At 37.3% G+C, this 2,138-nt stretch carries 2 protein-coding genes and 1 pseudogene; all 3 read right to left on the reverse strand.

Features of this window, described 5'->3' with window-relative positions:
* Nucleotides 1-738: Gfo/Idh/MocA family protein (locus ACY65O_RS08855; RefSeq protein WP_462220495.1), on the reverse strand; the 738-nt coding region annotated here is incomplete at its 3' end.
* A 300-nt stretch (nucleotides 739-1,038) separates the two neighbouring features.
* Nucleotides 1,039-1,638 (reverse strand): 3-keto-disaccharide hydrolase, encoded by a 600-nt coding sequence (locus tag ACY65O_RS08860; protein ID WP_462220496.1) that lies wholly within the window; start codon nucleotides 1,636-1,638, stop codon nucleotides 1,039-1,041.
* Nucleotides 1,639-1,820: 182 nt separating this feature from the next.
* Nucleotides 1,821-2,138, reverse strand: a pseudogene (locus ACY65O_RS08865) (hypothetical protein); the annotation flags it as partial.

The raw sequence follows: 2,138 nt of genomic DNA on the forward strand, positions 1-2,138 counted from the left end.
CCTGAAAAAACGAGTGGCATCAAATGACCGTTTGTTGGTATTGCTGATATAAGTTTCCCAATCCACTGTTGCTGCTGATGCATCTGCAGGTATTGGATATTGCCATGCACCGGTGGGAGAATGGCGTGCCCAAAAACCTTCAGCATAATTCAATTGCCCAATGGCGCCGTCTTTTAATAATTGTTTTGCTTTTTCGTTACCTAAAGATGAAACACCCTGGCTGCCTACCTGGAAAATTTTTCCGGTTTCTGCTTGCGCTTTTATAACTGCCGGGCCTTCTGTAATGGCGTGTACCATTGGCTTTTCGCAATACACATGTTTGCCTGCTTTCATAGCATCTACAGAAATTTGCTGGTGCCAGTGATCGGGGGTTGCTATAATGACTGCATCAACATCTTTTCGGTTTAATATTTCTTTGTACTGCCGTGTAGTAAATAAATCGGGACCCCATTTTGATTTGGCATCTTTTAAGCGGCCATCATACAAATCGCATACGGCCACTATTTTTGTATTGGGAACTTTAAGTGCAGTAAGTACATCCTGCGTACCCATACCACCGGCACCAATTAATGCAATATTTATTTTATCATTGGCACCTGGTGGTATTCGTTTTAACTTTTCAAAATAAATATTTTTATTTTCGGCTGCATACAAATTTGCACCAACAGTAACAGCAGCAGAAGACACTGCCAGTTTTTTAATAAAATTTCTACGTGATGATCCGGTATTGTTATTCATTAAATAAATTTTATGTGGTGTAAATTAATTATTAACGTGCTGAACTTTTACCAAATTTTAAAAATATAATTGTCGAATAATTTTTTTGGTTCTTTTTTGCTTCTCCAAAAAAGAACCAAAAAGGCGACCCGGAATCGAATACAGCCCGATTCCGGGAAGGAGCCCTGATTAAACTTTTGTACTACTGTAAATTCTGCATTTGTCCCCTGATCTTTAAAAGCCAGGCTTATTATACTACAGGAAACTTACAGTAAAACAATTATCAATAATCAAATAAAACAGGAAATTTATGATCTTGTATTAATCCAGCTCTTTAATTTTTATTTTTTTCCACCTCACTTTTATTCCTCCGCCATCATGAATTTGCAGGGCAATAAATCCTTGTCCTTTTCCAATTTTTTCATCTTTAAGGTAAACCATTTTATGCCCGTTTAACCAACTGGTAACTTCATCACCAATTACCACAATCCTCATTTTATTCCATTCACCCATTTTTAACCATTGTTCATCCTCAGCCTTGGGTTGTATCAGCCAGCCACGTCCGTACGATTCGTAAATGCCACCAGTATGTTTATTAGCCGGGGCCACTTCTACCTGCCAGCCACTAATTTTTGTGCCTTCAATTGTGGACCGGATAAATACGCCACTGTTACCATTAGCCTCCTGTTTAAACTGAAGAGTAAGTTCAAAATTTTTATAATTTTTATTGGTAGAAAGATAGCCGTATTGTTTATCGGGCCCGCTTTCACAAACCAGTTCTTTATTTTCTACATACCATTTTTCTGTACCGTTATTGGTCCAGCCCGTTAAATCTTTACCATTAAAAATGGATTTAAAATTTTGGGCAAACATACCTGTTGAAAGCAAAGCTGCAGAAAATAAGAGCAGTAAAAATTTCATTTTGCAAGATATTAATTTGAACAAAAATGCAATAGCGACAGGGAAAGTATAAAACGAATGATCTGTTGCTTTAAAATTAAGGATGTTTTAATTATAGTTATCTTTTTTTTCTAAAATTTTATTAATCTAAAGAAATCCAAAAATAGTGATACACAAAACGATAATAGGCTGAAACTATCGGGTTACTCCACCTCAATCTCATCTGCAAATAACCACGCCGCATTACCGGCACCGGGATTACCCGAGGGGATGATACCATAATTTTTTGCCACCACACGAATGTAGCGGCACCTTTGTTCGCCGGGTATTTCAATTTTGGAAATGTTTTTTCCGTGTTGCACATCAACGCTTAACATTTTATCAGGCGGACCAAGCAAAGCATTTTTTCCTGTATCAATCGAGTACATATAAGTTACTTCAACTTTTGAAGGTAAATATATCCAGCTGCCGTTTTGTTCCAGTGTATGCAGGGTAACTTTTTTAATATCCATCACAGCGCC

Source organism: Ferruginibacter sp. (assembly GCF_031430955.1).
In the GTDB taxonomy this organism is placed as follows: domain Bacteria; phylum Bacteroidota; class Bacteroidia; order Chitinophagales; family Chitinophagaceae; genus Ferruginibacter.

Excerpts from the sequence above, each read along its gene's own strand:
- ACY65O_RS08860 (WP_462220496.1), bottom strand. The coding sequence starts at position 1,638 with ATGAAATTTTTACTGCTCTTATTTTCTGCAGCTTTGCTTTCAACAGGT.